This is a genomic window from Streptomyces sp. 3MP-14, assembly GCF_006334905.2.
Lineage (GTDB): Bacteria > Actinomycetota > Actinomycetes > Streptomycetales > Streptomycetaceae > Streptomyces > Streptomyces triticirhizae.
The window spans coordinates 13,036-28,542 of the sequence record NZ_VDLZ02000024.1 but is presented as its reverse complement, the minus strand read 5'-3'; the positions used below and the strand labels follow the sequence as shown (position 1 = coordinate 28,542).

Sequence of the window (15,507 nt, the reverse complement as noted above, 5' to 3'; positions counted from 1 at the left end):
CGGGTTCCGGTGTGCCGGTCGGCTCAGCCGCCGGCCGGTGGAGTCGCGGGCGGAGTCGCGGGCGGCCCCGCCGGCGAACCCGGCGAACCCGGCGAGCCGAACGTCTGGAACGCGGTGCTGCGCGGGATGCGGAAGACGTCCCGGCCGGCGACCGCGTTGAGGATCAACGCGCTGCGGTAGGCGCCGATGCCCAGGTCGGGGGCGGCGGCGCCGTGCGTGTGCAGTTCGGCGTTCTGGACGAAGAGCCCGCCGGTGACCTCGGGAACGGTCGCCACCCGGTGGCCCTCGGAGACGTCGTAACGGCCGTGCTCGTCCCAGGCGATGAGTTTCTCGACGGGCGCCAGGCAGTCCGGGCGGCGGGCCGCGTAGCCGGTGGCGGCGATCACCGCGTCGGTGGCGAGGACGGCCTCCCGTTCGGTGTCGGCGTGCCAGGTCGTCAGGCGGATCGCACCGCCGTCGGCGGAGGCCGTGCCGCCGTCGGCGGAGGCCGTGCCGCCGTCGGCGGAGGCCGTGCCGCCGTCGGCGAGATCGGCGCCGCGCACGGCGGTCGCCGGCAGCAGGGTCACCGGGGGCCGGTCGCCGTCGAGGAGGTGGTCGTACAGCTCCTGGTGGATGAGGTCGATGGTCTCGGTGTCGATGCCCTTGTAGAGCTGCCACTGGGAGGCGATCAGCCGGTCCCTGGTCGCCGGCGGCAGGGCGTTGAAGTACCGCATGTAGGCGGGGGTGGTGTACTCCAGGACCAGCTTGGAGTAGTCGAGCGGGGCGAAGCCCCAGGAGCGGGTGAGCCAGTTGAGCGCCCAGCCCGCGTCGCGCTGGCGGCGCAGCAGGTCGAGGAAGACCTCGGCGCCGGACTGCCCGGAGCCGACCACGGTGACGGAACGGGCGCCGGCCTCGGCGACGGCGTCGATCCGGTGCAGGAACTCGCCGGAGTGGAAGACTCGTTGGCCGGACGCCTCACCGGCGAGGCGGCGCAGCGGCTCGGGGAGGGCCGGTTCGGTGCCGACGCCCAGCACGAGGTGGCGGGCGCGCCGGGTGCTGACCGTTCCGGTGGCGACCTCGCGCAGCGTCAACACCCAGCGTTCGGCGGCCTCGTCCCAGGTCACCTCGGTGACGTCGACGCCGAAGTGGCAGCCGGGCAGCCGGGCGGCGGCCCAGGCGCAGTAGTCGGCGTACTCGCGGCGCGGGACGTGGAAGCGCTCGGCTATGTAGAAGGGGTACATCCGGTCGTGTTCGACCAGGTAGTTGAGGAACGACCAGCGGCTGGTGGGCCGGATCAGCGAGACCAGGTCGGCGAGGAAGCCGACCTGGAGCGAGGCCCAGTCGAACATCAGGCCCGGGTGCCAGTCGTAGCGCTCGCGGCGGTCGAAGGCGGCGAAGCGCAGCTCGGGCACCTCGTCGGCGAGCGCGGTCAGGGCGAGGTTGAACGGGCCGATGCCCACGGCCGCCAGGTCGAGGTCGAGGTCCGGCTCGGTCACGGGAGTTCCTCCGTCTCCACGGCGCGGCCGGCCACCTCGACGGCGGTCAGCAGCTCCTGGATGTCGTCCCGCGTGGCCTGCGGGTTGAGCAGGGTGAGTTTCAGCCGGACGCGGCCCCCGGTCGCGTCCTCGGCGACGTCGTCGGTGCGGCCGATCAGGGCGCGGCCCTGGAGCAGCAGCCGGCGGCGCAGGGCGCCGTTGATCGCGTCGGCGCGGGCGGCGTCGGCCGGTCCTTCGCCGGTGCCGCCGGCCGGGATGTAGCGGAAGACGACGGTGGTCAGCACGGGCGTTGCCGTCAGGCGCAGGCGCGGGCGGGCGGCGATCGCGTCGGCGGCGAAGGTGGCCAGGTCGTGGCAGGCCTCCAGCATCGCGCCGACGCCGCGCTGGCCCAACGCCAGGAAGGTGGCGACGACTTTGAGCGCGTCGGCCCTGCGGGTGGTGGCCAGGGAGTGGCCGAGCAGCCCGTCGTAGCCGGCGGCGCCGTCGTCGTCGGGGTTGAGGTAGGCGACGCGCAGCCCGGTGCTGGCGGTCAGGTCGGCGCCGTCGCGGACGAGGAGCACGCTGGCGGCGGCCGGCTGCCAGGCCGTCTTGTGCAGGTCGATGGTGATCGAGTCGGCGGCCTCGATGCCGGCGAGCAGCGGGCGCAGCCGGTCGGAGAAGAGGGCGCCGCCGCCGTAGGCGGCGTCCACGTGCAGCCGCATCCCGTGGCGTTCGGCGACGGCGGCGAGTTCGGGCAGCGGGTCGATCGAGCCGTAGTCGGTGGTGCCGGCGGTGGCGACGACGGCGATGGGGAGTTCCTCGTCGGTCTTCTCGGCGAGCGCGCGCTCCAGGGCGTCGGCGGTCATCCGGCGGTGTTCGTCGGCCGGCACGGGGCGGACCGCGTCCTCGCCGAGGCCGAGCACGGCGCAGGCCCGGGCCACCGAGAAGTGCGCCAACTCCGAGCAGTAGACGATCGGTTTGGTGGCAAGTCCGGTCAGTCCCTCGCCCCTGATGTCGCGTTGGGCGCGCAGCGCGGTGTCCCTGGCGATGAGCAGCGCCTGGAGGTTGGACGCGGTGCCGCCGGGGGTGAGCACGCCGTCGGCGCGCGGGCCGTAGCCGGCGAGCGCGGTGAGCGCGCGCACCAGACGGCTCTCCAGCTCGACGGCGATGGGGCCGCTGTCCCAGGTGTCGACGGAGGCGTTGAACGCGGAGGCCAGCACGTCGGTCGCGGTGGCGACGCCCAGCGCGGGGGGTTGGAGGTGGGCGGCTGCCCTGGGGTCGGCGAGGTCGACGGTGTAGCTGGCGTAGGCCCTGGCCAGCGCGAGCACGGCGTCCCGGCCGCCGCCCTCGCGGGGCAGCGGGCCCTCGGGGAGCTGGGCGTCCACCACATGGGCCAGTTCGACGGGGGTGAGCGGGGGCAGCGGGCCGCCTCTGCGGCGGAGGGCTTTGGCTGCCTCGCTGGTCAACTCGCCGACCAGGCGGCCGACCTCGACGATTCCCTCGGGGTCGGCTGCCAGCAGGTCGGGCTCCAGCAGCGGGGTGGGCGCGGGCACGGTTGGTACGTGGCCGGACATGCTCATGAGTGGGTGACGTCCCTTGTCTCGGGTGTCGCGGCTGTTGTGTGTGTGGGGTGCGTGGGGTGTGCGCGGCTGAGCGGCCGCCCGGTGCGCCGGGCGGCGGTTGGGTGAACGACGGTGCCGAGGGCCGCCGTTGAGGAATCGACCCGACACGACGACCCCCGACAATTTAGGTTAGGCACACCTAACTTTGTCAACCGAGCCGTCCCACGACCCGAGACGGCGCCCGCCCGCGCGCCGCCGTCGGCGGCCGTCCCGGTGACCGGTTTGTCAGTGGGCGGGCGTAGGGTCACCGACAGGGGTGGAGCCGTCGGAAGGAGCGGGGCGATGGACACCGGGGAGCTGTCGGAGCTGGCCCGAGAGGCCGAGGAGATACACGAGGTCACCAGCGAGGAGGAGTTGACCGCGCTGGTCGGCGAGCCCGCCTCGTACACCAGGGAGAAGGTGCGCACGGCGCTGCACCCGCTGGACCGTCAGTGGTTGGCGCACTCCCCGCTCTGCCTGATCGCCACCTCGGACGCCGAGGGTCGGCTCGACGTCTCGCCCAAGGGCGATCCGGCCGGCATCGCCCTGGTGTTGGACGACCACACGCTCGCCATCCCGGACCGCCCGGGGAACCGCCGGGTGGACGGCTTCCGCAACATCCTGCGCAACCCGCACGTCGGGCTGATCTTCCTGCTGCCGGGCCGGGGCGACACGCTGCGGGTCAACGGCCGCGCCAGGATCGTGAGTCGGGCGCCGTTCCTGGACCGGATGGTGGTCCGGGGGAACCGCCCGAGGCTGGCGCTGCTGGTGGAGATCGAGGAGGTCTTCCACCACTGCGCCAAGGCGTTCCTGCGCTCCCGCGCCTGGGAGCCGGAGACCTGGCGGCCGGACGCGCTGCCGGCCAGGGCCCGGCTCGCCAAGGCGCTGGACCGTCCCGACGAGTCGCTGGAGGCGCTGGAGGAGCACTACGGCCCCGCCTACGCGCAGCGGCTCTACGGCGAGTAACCGTCCGTCAGGAGAAGATGTGCCGGCAGTCGGTGGGTTCGGCCGTGGCCGGGTCCAGGGCGTTGGCCACCTCGTGGAAGGCCATCCGGTCGGTGAGCCCGATCGTGGCGTGCTCGGAGACGTTCAGCGGGCAGAGGTCCTGGAGCAGCACGTTCCGCACGCCCGGCTCGTCGATGAACTGGCTCTGGTAGGGGGTGACCACCTCGTCGTAGCGGGTGGCGATCACGGTGTAGTCCACGCCGGGGACGGTGTAGCCGTCCGCGTTCAGCTCGGTGAGGAAGTCCGAGCCGACGACCTGTTGGGTGAGCGCCGGGGAGAACCCGTCGATGGCGTCGGCGAGTCCGGGGAAGACGTCGAGCAGCCTGGTGAGGCCGAGCAGCGTGGTGCCGTTGGTGCTGGGCGCGATGGCGACCAGGGCGCCCACCTTGTCGGCGGCGCCCGGGTGGTTCTTCAGGTAGTGGCGGGGCATCATCCCGCCCTGCGAGTGGCCGACGAGGTCCACCTCGGCGGCGCCGGTGGTGGCCAGCACCTCGTCGACGAAGGCGGCCAGCTGGGCGGAGGACTCCTCGATGGGCCCGAGGCCGTGGAAGACGGGCAGCCCGGGGAGCTGGCCGTAGTCGAACGAGTAGACGCAGTAGCCGCGTTCGACCAGATAGGGCGCGAGGCCCAGCCAGTTCACGGTGGCGTTGGCCCCGGTCCCGTGGACCAGCACCACGGGGCGCGGGTGCTCGGAGACGCAGTCGGCCCGGTTCCAACCGCCGCCGGGAGCGGCGGCGTTGGCGGCGGCGGGAGCGGCGGCGTTGGCGGCGGCGTTGGCGGCGGCGTTGGCGGCGGCGTTGGCGGCGCCGCCCGGCAGGGCGAGCAGCGGCAGGGCCAACAGGCCGGCGAACAGGGCGAGTCGGGGCTTCTTCGACGGTCCGGACTTCGCGAGGGGCATGGCGGCTCTCCTCACCCGAGGGTGGTGGATGTGGCCCGAGTCACAGTGACGGGCTCATGCCAAGTTACGGGCGGGTAACCCCGCGCGCCCACACCGCCGACGGTGAAGAAATGTCCACGGCTCGTCCATGGCTCGTCCACGGAACGCCCCTTGACGCCCGCTCGGCGTGCGCCCGCGCCCGGTCAGGCGGCCCGCCCCGGCCGGCCGGCGCGGCCCGCCGGGCCCACGGCCCCGGCGCCGAACCGGCGCCGGGCCCGGTCGGCCGCCTGCTCCGCGCGGCGGCGCCGCTCGTCGGCCGGGTCGAGGGAGAGCTGGCGGGTGGCGCGGTCGGCGGCGGCCAGCCCCTCGGCGCGCAGCGCGACCGCGCGCACCCGGGCGCGCTGGAGGCCGAGCGCGTTGTGCAGCGTGTCGGCCAGGGCGAGCAACGCCGGGGTGTGCGCGGTCGGTTCGGCCAGCTCGCGGCGGCGGGTGGTGGTGGCGTGGTCGGCGTAGCGGACGGTGAGGGTCAGCGCGCGGGCGGTCTGGCCGGCGCCGCGCAGCCGGTAGCCCAGCTCGTCGGCGAGGCTCAGCAGCGCGCGGTGGCGCCATGCCGCGTCGAGTTCGTCGTGGCCGAAGCGGTGCTCGACCGCCAGCGTCGGCTCGGGCGCGCCGGGGACGACGGGCGTGGGGTCCTCGCCCCTGGCCAGCGCGCGCAGCCGGCGGGCCTGGCCGGCGCCGAGGACCCGTTGCAGGGTGGCCGGCGGCGCGGCGGCCAGCCGGCCCACCGCGCCCAGGCCGTATCCGGCCAACGAACGCGCGGTCGCCGCGCCGACCCCGGGCAGCGCGTCGACCGGCAGTTCGGCGAGGAACTCCGCGATCCCCTCGGGGTCCTCGGGCACCACCCACACCCCGGGCCCGTCCCGGCCGACCAGGGCCAGCCGGGCCAGCAGCGGGTTGCCGGCCACGCCGACGGCGCAGTCCACGCCGTGCCGGGCCAGGGCCCGCACCCGGACCAGCCCGGCCAGCCGCTCGGCGTCGGCCTCGAAGTACCGCAGCGCGCCCCGGACATCGGCGAGCGCGGCGTCCGGGGGCAGCGAGCGGACCACGGGGGTGAGGTCCTCCAGCAGCCGGACCAACTCGTGGTGGCCCTCGCCCCGGCGATCGGACAGGCCAAGGAAACGGACGTGGAGCACGGCCCGTTCGCTCATCCCGCGTCCCCGTTCGCTCATCCCACGCTCTTGTTCGGTCATCCGGCGCTCCCCGGGCTGGCGTGCCAGAGCTTGCGCGGCGCCTTGGGCGACTCGCCGGCGGGCCGCAGGTCGGCCCAGGGGTGCAGGTCGTGGCCGCCGGGCTGCTCGACGCGCCGGGTCACGGCGCCCGGCGCCGGCCCGGCGTCGCCGGCCGGCGCGTCCTCGCCGGCCGGCGCGTCCTCGCTGGCCGGCGCGTCCTCGGCGGCAGCGGCGGCGGCCGCCTCCTCGGTGTGGGCGAGGTGCTCGGCGACCGCCGACAGGCCGCCGGCGGCGCGGAGTTCGACGAGGTCGCCGAGGTCCCAGGCGATCTGGCCGACCACGCTGAGGGTGCGCGGGCCGCGCCGCTGGACGGTGCCGCGCACCAGCAGCAGCCAGGAGTGGAAGACGGTGTGCGCGCTGGCGGCGTGGCTGTCCTCGAAGAAGGCGAGGTCGACCAGCCCGTTGGTGTCGTCCAGGGTCACGAAGATCACCCGCCGCCCCGAGCGGATCGGCGGCGTCTGGGTGGCGACCTTGGCGCCGGCCACCAGCACCGTCGCGCCGTGCTCGACCTCGCGCAGCCGGCGGGCGTCGATGACCCCCAACTCGTCCAGAAACGCGCGGTGATCGGTCAACAGATGCCGTTGGGTCTCCATCCCGAGCACGCCGAGTTCGGCCTCAAGCCGCTCGTCCCGGTCCAGGTCGGGCAGGCCGGCGGGCGAGGCGTGGGCGCCCCCCTCGTCCAGCGGCAGCTGGCGCGCGCCGGGCGCACGCCCCCGGCGCTGCCGGTGCAACTCGGCCAGGTGCAGCAGCAGATCGCGCCGGTTCTCGCCGAAGGAGTCCAACGCGCCCACGGTGGCGAGCCGTTCGGCCACCGGGCGGCTGGGCGCGGCCCGGTTGACCAGGTCGGTCAGCGAGGCGTACGGGCGGCCGGCCGCGATCCTGGCCGCCTCGTCCTCGGAGATGCCCTTCACCTCGCCCAGCGCCAACCGGACGCCCCAGCACCCGGATTCAGACTCCAGTTCGATTCGATAGGCCGCGTCGGACCGGTTCACGTCCAGCGGCAGCACCGGCACCCCGCGCCGCCTGGCGTCCGCCAACAGCAGCCGCTTGGGGTACATCCCGGGGTCGTGGGTGAGCAACCCGGCGTAGAACGCGGCCGGATGGTGGGCCTTCAGCCAGGCCGACTGGTAGGTCGGCACGGCGAAGGCCACCGCGTGCGCCTTGCAGAAGCCGTAGGCCCCGAACGCCTCGACGCTCTCCCAGGCCCGCGCGATCACCTCGGGCGGGTAGCCGCGCCGCTCGGCCAGCTCGGCGAACCAGACCCGCACCCGCCTCCGGCGCTCCGCGTCGGACAGCGCCCGCCTGGCCTCGTCGGCCATCCCGGCGTCGCAGCCGGTCAGGGTCGCGATCACCCCGATGATCTGCTCGTGGAAGACCACCACGCCATGGGTCTCCCGCAGCACCGGCTCCAGGTCGGGGTGGACGTAACGGACCGCGCGCCGGCCGTGCTTGGCGTCGATGAACGGGTTGACCATGTCGGCCGAGACGGGACCCGGCCGGAAAAGCGATATGTCGACCACCAGGTCGTGGAAGTCCACGGGTTGCAGCCGGCCCAGCAGGTCCCGTTGGCCGGGCGACTCGATCTGGAAGCAGCCCAGGGTCTCGGTGGAGCGGATCAGCCGGTAGGTCTCCGGGTCGCCCTCGGGCACCCGGTCCAGGTCGATCCGCTCGCCGGTGGCCCGTTCGGTCTCGGCCACCGCGTGCGCCATCGCCGACTGCATCCGCACGCCCAGCACGTCCAGCTTGAGCAGCCCGAGGTCCTCCACGTCCTCCTTGTCGAACTGCGACATCGCGAAGCCCTCGCCGCTGGTGGGCACCACGGGCGTGCGGGCGCGCAGCGAGGCGTCGGAGAGCAGCACCCCGCACGGGTGCATGGCTACCCCGCGCGGCAGGCCGTCCAGCGCCTCGACCAGCTCCCACATCCGGGGGCCGTAGGCGTCGGCGTCCACCCCGCGCAGCTCGGGCAGCTCCGCCAGCGCGGCGCGCGCGTCGCCGGCCCTGATGTGCGGGAACGCCTTGGCCAGCCGGTCCACCTCGGCCGGCTCGATGCCCAGCGCCAGGCCGACGTCCCGCACCGCGTGCCGCACCCGGTAGGTCTCCGGCATGGCGACCGTCGCCACCCGGTCCTCGCCGAAGCGGTCGAAGATCGCCCGGTACGCCTCCAGCCGGCGGGCCGACTCGACGTCCACGTCGATGTCGGGCAGCACCGGGCGGCGCGGGGAGAGGAACCGCTCCATCAGCAGCCCGTGTTCCACCGGGTCGGCCGCCGCGATGCCCAGCAGGTGATTGACCAGCGAGCCGGCGCCCGAGCCCCGGGCGGTGACCCGGATGCCCAGCGCGCGGATGTCCGCCACCACCTGGGCGACGGTCAGGAAGTACGAGGCGAAGCCCAGCCGTTCGATGATCGCCAGCTCCGTCTCCAGCCGCGCCCAGCGGTCGCGGTCCCGCGCGTGCCCCCTGAGCACCATCGCGCCGGCGCAGCGGGAGCGCAACACCCGGGCCGCGGTGCGCCGTTCGGCGCCGACCAGGGCGGGCTCGGGGAAGTGCACGCTGCCCAGGCCCAGGTCGTCCTCGGGGTCGACCCGGCAGGAGAGCGCGGTCTCGGCGGTGTGCTCCAGCAGCCGCCGGGCGGCCTTCGGGCCGTAGCCGGCGTCCCGGACGACGCGTTCGGCCGCGCGCTCCATCGCGGCCGGGTCCTTCAGCCAGCGCTCGCCGTTGTCCAGGGTGCCGCGCGGGTCGATGGGCACCAGCCGGCGGGCGGAGTCCAGCACGTCGGCCACCGGGCCCTGCCCCTCGTCGGCGTAGCGGACGGCGTTGCCGAGGACCGGGGTGATCCCGGTCTCGACGGCCAGGCCCAGGGTGCGGGCGGCGGTGCGCGCCGGGCCGCTGGCGACGACCTCCAGGCGCAGCGCCGGGCCGAACAGCTCCCGCCAGGGCGCCAGCAGCCGCACCGCCCGGTCGGGGCGGCCGGCGGTCAGCGCCCGGCCGGGCTCGGACTCCGGGCCCAACAGCGCGACGACGCCCCGACCGCCGCCGGCGGCCAGCTCGGACCAGGGCAGCAGCGGGCGTTCGCCGCCGACCGCGTGGGCGGCGGAGACCAGCCGACACAGCTCGGCCCAGCCGGCCGCGCCGTCCCTGGCCAGCAGCACCACCCGGGGCGCGGACTCGTCGGTGAACGCGCCCCCGCGCACGGGGGTGCGCCGACGTTGCGTGGTGGTGCGTTCGCGCTCCTCGGGCGGGCCGACGGCCAACTCGACGCCGTAGACCGGGCGCACCCCGGCCCTGGCGCAGCCCTTGGCGAACCGGACGGCGCCGGCCAGGGTGTCCCGGTCGGTGAGCGCCACGGCCTCCATCCCTCGTTCACCGGCCCGTTCGGCGAGCCGCTCGGGGTGCGAGGCGCCGTAGCGGAGGGAGAACCCGGAGGCCACATGGAGATGCGTGAACCCCGCCATCGCCCGCACCTCCTTCGCGCACCCGACCCCCCTGTCCGCCGCTGTTCCGGTCCACCATAAACCAGCCATCGAACGCGTGTGCGATTGGCGTCCGCCGCAGGTCATCGGGGGTTTTCACGATCTTGGCTGGCCGAAAGCCGACCTGGAGCGGGCGGCCGGCAACGGCCTTGGGCGAGCACCGAGTTAGCCCTCCCGGGCGGCGCGCGGGGCGCTCCCCGGGCGGGCGCGGGGGACGTGGCCCGGGGGGCGCGGGGGACGTGGCCCGGGGAGCGCCCGGAGACCTCCCCGCGCCCCTCGGCGCGCGCCCGGCGCGTTAGGCTGCCCGAGTGGCGACTCCCCCCGTGTCCCGGTCCCCCTTCGACCTGGTGATCTTCGACTGTGACGGCGTGCTCGTGGACAGCGAGCCGCTGGCGCTCAGGGTCTGCCTCGACCTGGGCGCGGAGCTGGGCTGGCCGCTGACCGAGGACGAGGTGATCGACCGCTTCCTGGGCCGCTCCGAGCGCGCGGTCGAGCAGCAGATCGCCGAACGGCTCGGCGCGGAGCTGGCCGCCCGCTGGGGCGAGGAGTACCGCATCCGGCTGTCCCACGCGATCGACACCGAACTCACCGAGGTGGACGGCGTCTCCGAGGCCCTGGCCGCGCTGCCCGTTCCACTGTTCTGCATCGCCTCCAGCGGCAGCCACGACAAGATGCGCCGCACCCTGGGCCGCACCGGCCTGCGCGAACGGTTCGGGGACGACCGGATCTTCAGCGCCAGCGAGGTGGCCAGGGGCAAGCCGGAGCCCGACCTCTTCCTGTACGCGGCGGACCGCATGGGCGTGGCCCCGGCCCGCTGCGCGGTGGTCGAGGACAGCCAGTACGGGGTGCGCGCCGCCCGCGCCGCCGGGATGCGTGCCTTCGGCTACGCGGGCGGCCTCACCCCGGCCGACTGGCTCGCCGGCCCCGGCACCACCGTCTTCGACGACATGCGCAAGCTGCCGGCACTGCTGGAGAACGCGTGACGCCTGCCGGCGGCTGACTCGGCCTGACGGCTTTGGTGGTTCGGTCCGGTGGGCCGAACCACCAAAGCCGTCAGGGTTCCCACCCGGCGAACGGGCCGGCCGTCGGAGCCTGCTGGGCTGCCGGAACGGCCCATCGACGCGGGGACGTTGGAACGCCGGGCGCCTGGCCGGCGAGGGACCGGCCTTCGAGACCGGACCGTTCCGGCGAAGGCATCGGCCGGCAAGGCCACGCCGGGACGCGGGAACGCCGGGCGCCGGTGCATCGAGCGATGCGTCGTCCTCGTCGGCCCGGGCCGGCAAAGGCGGGCCGGTGGGGGCGCCAGGCCGGCCGGCAAGACTCGGCCCGGCCGCCGAGACCGGACAGGCCGCTCACCGGCAGGTCGTTCGCTGCCAAGCCGCCGAGGCCGTTCCGCCCAAGGACCAGCCAGGCAGAACCGGCCCGGCCCGGCCCGTTGGCCGGCAAGGCCGTTCTGCTGAGGGCGAGTTCGCGTGGCGGGTGGTAGCCCGTCGCGTGGTGGGCGGGCAGGGTCGGGGCATGAACGCCGACGCACGGATCGCCGTGCTCTCCGACGTCCACGGGGTGCTGCCCGCGCTGCGGGCCGTGCTCGACGAGCCCGCCGTGCGGGACGCCGACCGGATCGTGCTCACCGGCGACCTGGCCGCCGGCCCCCAGCCGGTCGCCACCCTGGACGCGCTGGCCGCCCTGGGGGAACGGGCCGTGTGGGTGCGGGGCAACGCCGACCGCGCCATGGCCGAGGCCGGCGCCACGCGCGAGGCCGGGCCCGGCTCCTGGGCCGCGCGTCAACTCCGCGCGGACCAGGTCGCGTTGCTGGCCGGCCTGCCGACCACCGCCACCCTGGAACTGCCGGGCCTCGGGCGGGTGCTGTTCTGCCACGGCACCCCGCGCTCGGACGAGGAGGTGGTCCTGGTCGACTCCCCCACCGCGCACTGGGCCCGGGCGCTGGCCGGCGTGGACCCCGAGGTCTCCACGGTGGTCTGCGGCAACACCCACATGCCGTTCGTCCGGCTGGTCGGCGGCCGGCTGGTGGTCAACCCGGGCAGCGTCGGGATGCCCTACGGCCGCCCGGGCGCGCACTGGGCGCTGCTGGGACCGGGCGACGCGGTGTCGCTGCGGCACACCGCGTTCGACGTGGACGCGGCCTGCGCGGAGATCGCCGCCTCGGGCCACCCCGACGCCGCGACCTGGGCGGAGACCTATGTCCGTTCCCCGCACACCGCCGAGGAGGCGCTGGAGGTCTTCACCGCGCTGGCCGCCGACCAGCGGTGACCGACCGGGATCGACCCGGACCGGCGATGACCGACAGGAAGAGGGTCAACGCCCGGACGGACGACGCCCGTTGCCGCGCCTCCGTGCCCGACGGCCGCCACCGGCACCGCCACCGGCACCGGCACCGGCAGCGGTGGGCCAGTGGGCCGGGCGGGTCAGCCGCTCGGGAACGGTCGTCCCGCCGTCGCCGCGCGCGGCGTTCAGCTGGGCCTGGGTGACGAAGAGCGCGCCGGCCAACCGGGCGCCCCGCAGGTCGGCCCCGCGCAGGTCGGCGCCGATCAGGTCCGCGCCCCGCAGATCGGCCCCGCCGAGATCGGCCGCGATCAGTAGCGCGCCCCGCAGGTTGGCCCCCCGCAGGTCGGCGCCGAGCAGCCGGGCGCCCGCCAGGTCGGCGCCCCTGCGGTAGCGGCGCGCGGCCGGCAGCCCGGCCCTGACGCGCTCGCTCACCGCGAGCAGCAGCTCGTTGACCCCGGCGCGGTGCGCCGCCACGTCCAGCGCGAGCAGCTCGTCGGCCCCGGCGTCGACCAACCGCTCCGTCTCGGCCAACGCCGCTGCCAGCCGCTCGCCCAGCGGGCGGGCGGCGGGCAGCGCGGTGGCCTGGGTCAGGTACCACAGCAGCTCGTGGAGTTGACGCTGCACGGGGAAGACGTCGAACATCCGCCGCGCCGTCGCGGGGTCCCCGCGCCAGTCCGCGCCCTCGAAGGTGACCTGGGAGATCCGTTGACCCGCGCCGAAGCAGTCGAAGACGGCGCAGCCGACGTAGCCCGCCTCCCTCAGCCCGGCGTGGATGCCGCAGCGGGAGTCGGCGCCGAGGTGGCCGCAGGGCGTGCCGGCCGGCTTGCTCCGCGCGAAGTCGGCCGAGGCGGCGAACGGCAGCGCCACGCAGCACAGCCCGTGGCAGTCGGCGCAGTCGCCGACCAGCGCGAGCCGCCGGCGCGCGCCGGCGGTCACGGGTGGGGTGTCTGGGGACAACGCGCGCCCCTCCTCGTGCGACTCAGCCGGCTCGTGCGCCCCCATTCTCCCAGGCCGTCACGCAGGCCCGTCCCCCAGGCCCGTTCGATGCGGCCGGCCGGCCGGTTCAGTGCGGCCCGGCCGGGGCCTCGAACTCCGTCCCGCAGGGCCCGGCGCCCTCGCTCTCCGGGAGCCGCACCCGGTCGCCGCTCATCGTCAGCGTCGGGTACCAGTTGCCGATCCGCTCCGCCGAGCGGCCCACGTAGTGGCAGATGAACGAGCGGCGGAACCGGTCGGCCGTGCGGTTGGGCTGCGAGCCGTGCACCAGGCTGCCGTTGAAGAACAGCACGTCGCCCGGCGCCATGTCGACCGGCACGGTGGCCAGCCCGGGCGGCGGGGGAACGTACTCCCGGACAAAGGACAGCGTCGGATCGGCCTCTTCCGGACAGAAGAGGTCCATCTCATGCGTTCCGGGGACTACTTCCAGACCGCCGTTGTCGCGGTCGATCAGGTCGCAGGCGATCCAGGCCGCCACGCAGGTGCCGGGCTCGACCCGGAGGTAGAAGTTGTCCTGGTGCAGCGCCTGCCCCCGGGCGCCCGGCGGCTTGAAGTAGAACATGCTCTGCGCGGCCAGCGGCTCCTCGCCCAGCAGCCCCTCCAGCACCACGCGCAGCCGCGCGTCCAGCAGCCAGCGCAGCGCCAGTCGGCTGATCTGGTGCGGGTGCATCACCCGGGGCAGGCGGGTCAGCGGGTCGTCGGGCTCGCCGGGCGCCGGCTCCCTCGGCTCGAAGTGGCCGGGCAACGGGCCGCCCGCGCCGATCGCCATGAACTCCGCCCGCAGCTCCTCGATCTCATCCGGCCCGAAGAGGCCGCGCAGCACCAGGAATCCCTCCTCCCGGAAGCGCCGCCGCTCGGCCTCCGGCAGGCCGCCCCCGGCGCCGGCCGTAGTCGTCTTGGTGGTCTCGGCTGTCGTCATCTGTCCGCTCCCAGTACGTCCGCGATGGTTCGTCCAACGTCCGCGATCGGTCGTCGCCGTCGTTCGCTGTTCGCCGTCGTTCTCTGTTCGTTCGGGTCGCTGTCTGGTTGAGTCATCTGGTGATTGGTGTTCTGTTTCGACGCTAGGTCCGACCGCCGGTCTGGAGGATGCCCGTGAACGCCGGGGACCTGCCCGAGGCTGCTGCTCCCCCGCCGGGCCTGCTGACCGTGGGCCGCTTCGACGAACGGCCCGGCTATGCGGTGCGCCGCCCGCGCGGGGCCGACAGCTGGCTGTTCACCTGGACCGTCGCCGGCGGCGGACTGCTGTGCCAGGGGCCCGACGCGGCGACCGCGGGGCCCGGCGACCTGGTCGCCCTCGGCCCCCGCGCCCCGCACCGCTACGAGGTGGCCGAAGGCGCGGAACGGTGGGCGTTCTGGTGGGTGCACTGCCAGGCCAGGCCGGCCTGGGCCAGCTGGCTGCGGCCGTTCCGTTCGCCCGGCGGCGGGCTCTACGCGGTGCGCGGCGTGCCGGAGTTCGCGCGGGAACGGATCGCCGCCGCGTTCGCGCGGATGGCGGCCGACGCCCGTTGGTCGGGCGAGGCGCCGGGGCCGGCCGCCCCGCCGGCCGACGGCTCGGCGCCGGTGGCGGTCGCCCATGGCTCGGCCGCCAGGGAGTTGGCGCTGGGGGCGCTGGAGGAGATCGTGGTGTTGGCCGCCTCGACGGCGCGCGCCCCCGGCGCGACGGCGGCGGGGGGCGCCGGCGTCGATCCCCGGGTGCGCCGGGTGGCGGCGCTGATCGCCGCCGACCCGGGCGCCCCGCACACCGTCGCCTCGCTCGCCGCCCGGGTGGCGCTGTCGCCCTCCCGGCTGGCCCACCTCTTCACCGAGCAGCTGGGCCAGCCGCCGATGCGCGCGCTGCGCGAGGCGCGGCTGCGGCAGGCCGCCCGGCTGCTGGAGGCGACCGACCTCTCGGTGGCCAGGGTCGCCGCCTCGGCCGGCTTCGCCAGCCCGTTCCACTTCAGCCGCCTGTTCCGGGAACGCTATGGGCTGCCGCCCGGCGCCTACCGCGACGGCCTCCGGCCAACGGAGGCGCCGCCGCGCCCCGACGGAAGCACGTAGCCAAGCGGCGGCCCGGGCCCGCCCCGGCAGACCCCGGGCGCGGACGGCCCCCGCTCCCCGGCGGGACTGACGGCGGACAGGTCCCCATCCCGGCGGACCCCGGGCACGAACGCCCCCCGCTCCCCAGCAGGACTGACGGCGGACAGGTCCCCGCCCCGGCGGACCCCGGGCACGAACGCCCCCCGCTCCTCCCCGGCGGACTCCGGGCGCGGACGGCCGCCGCTCCCCGGCAGCGTTGAGCACAAACGAGTGCCCATCCCGGCGGGTCCGGACAGGGACGCGCCCGTCCCAGCGAGCCCGGACAGGGACGGGCCCGTCCCGGCGAGCCCGGGCACAGACGGTTCGCGTTCCGGCCGGCCCGGATGGAGACGGCCCCGTTCCGGCCGGGCCTCGGCGCGGATGGGCCCTGTTCCGACGGGCCCCGGCACCGGTCCGGTCCAGCCCGCCGCCACGCGCCAGCGCCCCACGCGAGCTGGCAGTGCCGGCGCCCCTCCC

Annotated in this window: 11 protein-coding genes; 4 read left to right on the top strand and 7 right to left on the bottom strand. The window is 75.6% G+C overall.

Annotated features, from left to right (window positions below):
• Window positions 1–23 precede the first annotated feature (23 nt).
• Both FH609_RS29320 and FH609_RS29315 read right to left on the bottom strand, forming a co-directional pair.
• The gene (locus tag FH609_RS29320; protein WP_139674833.1) at window positions 24–1,475 is read right to left on the bottom strand and encodes a lysine N(6)-hydroxylase/L-ornithine N(5)-oxygenase family protein; all 1,452 of its coding nucleotides are present in this window, start codon (window positions 1,473–1,475) and stop codon (window positions 24–26) included.
• Window positions 1,472–3,028: a pyridoxal phosphate-dependent decarboxylase family protein gene (locus tag FH609_RS29315; protein WP_139674836.1), complete on the bottom strand. Its 1,557-nt coding sequence runs from the start codon at window positions 3,026–3,028 to the stop codon at window positions 1,472–1,474. Before FH609_RS29315 ends, FH609_RS29320 begins: the two co-directional genes overlap by 4 nt.
• A 330-nt stretch (window positions 3,029–3,358) precedes the next feature.
• Between FH609_RS29315 and FH609_RS29310 the strand changes: the two genes are divergently transcribed.
• Entirely contained in the window at window positions 3,359–4,021 is a 663-nt protein-coding gene (locus FH609_RS29310; RefSeq protein ID WP_139674839.1) for a pyridoxamine 5'-phosphate oxidase family protein, read from the top strand.
• A 7-nt stretch (window positions 4,022–4,028) separates the two neighbouring features.
• Here the strand turns inward: FH609_RS29310 and FH609_RS29305 are convergent, their stop codons facing one another.
• The 3 genes from FH609_RS29305 to FH609_RS29295 all read right to left on the bottom strand — a co-directional run bounded on the left by FH609_RS29305 (window position 4,029) and on the right by FH609_RS29295 (window position 9,678).
• The gene (locus FH609_RS29305) at window positions 4,029–4,958 is read right to left on the bottom strand and encodes an esterase/lipase family protein (RefSeq protein ID WP_139674842.1); all 930 of its coding nucleotides are present in this window, start codon (window positions 4,956–4,958) and stop codon (window positions 4,029–4,031) included.
• Window positions 4,959–5,140: 182 nt separating this feature from the next.
• On the bottom strand, window positions 5,141–6,187 hold the full coding sequence (locus FH609_RS29300; protein WP_226962038.1) for a hypothetical protein: 1,047 nt from the start codon (window positions 6,185–6,187) through the stop codon (window positions 5,141–5,143).
• Window positions 6,184–9,678, bottom strand: coding sequence for a DNA polymerase III subunit alpha (locus FH609_RS29295; RefSeq protein ID WP_139674845.1), 3,495 nt, complete (start codon window positions 9,676–9,678; stop codon window positions 6,184–6,186). The genes FH609_RS29300 and FH609_RS29295 overlap by 4 nt, the downstream gene beginning before the upstream one ends.
• A gap of 326 nt (window positions 9,679–10,004) precedes the next feature.
• On the opposite strand from FH609_RS29295, the gene FH609_RS29290 reads away from it, so the two are divergent.
• Both FH609_RS29290 and FH609_RS29285 read left to right on the top strand, forming a co-directional pair.
• Window positions 10,005–10,679, top strand: a complete 675-nt coding sequence (locus tag FH609_RS29290) for an HAD family hydrolase (protein WP_226962037.1) — start codon at window positions 10,005–10,007, stop codon at window positions 10,677–10,679.
• A gap of 535 nt (window positions 10,680–11,214) precedes the next feature.
• A complete protein-coding gene (locus FH609_RS29285) occupies window positions 11,215–11,967 on the top strand; it encodes a metallophosphoesterase family protein (RefSeq protein ID WP_139674848.1) in 753 nt (250 codons plus the stop codon).
• 45 nt (window positions 11,968–12,012) lie between these two features.
• Here the strand turns inward: FH609_RS29285 and FH609_RS29280 are convergent, their stop codons facing one another.
• Both FH609_RS29280 and FH609_RS29275 read right to left on the bottom strand, forming a co-directional pair.
• Entirely contained in the window at window positions 12,013–12,939 is a 927-nt protein-coding gene (locus FH609_RS29280; RefSeq protein ID WP_226962036.1) for a pentapeptide repeat-containing protein, read from the bottom strand.
• Window positions 12,940–13,045: 106 nt separating this feature from the next.
• Window positions 13,046–13,894, bottom strand: coding sequence for a phytanoyl-CoA dioxygenase family protein (locus tag FH609_RS29275; protein WP_139674854.1), 849 nt, complete (start codon window positions 13,892–13,894; stop codon window positions 13,046–13,048).
• A gap of 167 nt (window positions 13,895–14,061) precedes the next feature.
• Between FH609_RS29275 and FH609_RS29270 the strand changes: the two genes are divergently transcribed.
• Window positions 14,062–15,012 carry a helix-turn-helix domain-containing protein gene (locus FH609_RS29270; protein ID WP_139674857.1) on the top strand — a complete coding sequence of 317 codons (951 nt, stop codon included), beginning with the start codon at window positions 14,062–14,064 and terminating at the stop codon, window positions 15,010–15,012.
• The last annotated feature ends 495 nt before the right edge of the window (window positions 15,013–15,507 follow it).

Excerpts from the sequence above, each read along its gene's own strand:
- FH609_RS29285 (WP_139674848.1), top strand. The coding sequence starts at position 11,215 with ATGAACGCCGACGCACGGATCGCCGTGCTCTCCGACGTCCACGGGGTG.
- FH609_RS29315 (WP_139674836.1), bottom strand. The coding sequence starts at position 3,028 with ATGTCCGGCCACGTACCAACCGTGCCCGCGCCCACCCCGCTGCTGGAG.
- FH609_RS29275 (WP_139674854.1), bottom strand. The coding sequence starts at position 13,894 with ATGACGACAGCCGAGACCACCAAGACGACTACGGCCGGCGCCGGGGGC.
- FH609_RS29270 (WP_139674857.1), top strand. The coding sequence starts at position 14,062 with ATGCCCGTGAACGCCGGGGACCTGCCCGAGGCTGCTGCTCCCCCGCCG.
- FH609_RS29295 (WP_139674845.1), bottom strand. The coding sequence starts at position 9,678 with ATGGCGGGGTTCACGCATCTCCATGTGGCCTCCGGGTTCTCCCTCCGC.
- FH609_RS29300 (WP_226962038.1), bottom strand. The coding sequence starts at position 6,187 with ATGACCGAACAAGAGCGTGGGATGAGCGAACGGGGACGCGGGATGAGC.
- FH609_RS29305 (WP_139674842.1), bottom strand. The coding sequence starts at position 4,958 with ATGCCCCTCGCGAAGTCCGGACCGTCGAAGAAGCCCCGACTCGCCCTG.
- FH609_RS29310 (WP_139674839.1), top strand. The coding sequence starts at position 3,359 with ATGGACACCGGGGAGCTGTCGGAGCTGGCCCGAGAGGCCGAGGAGATA.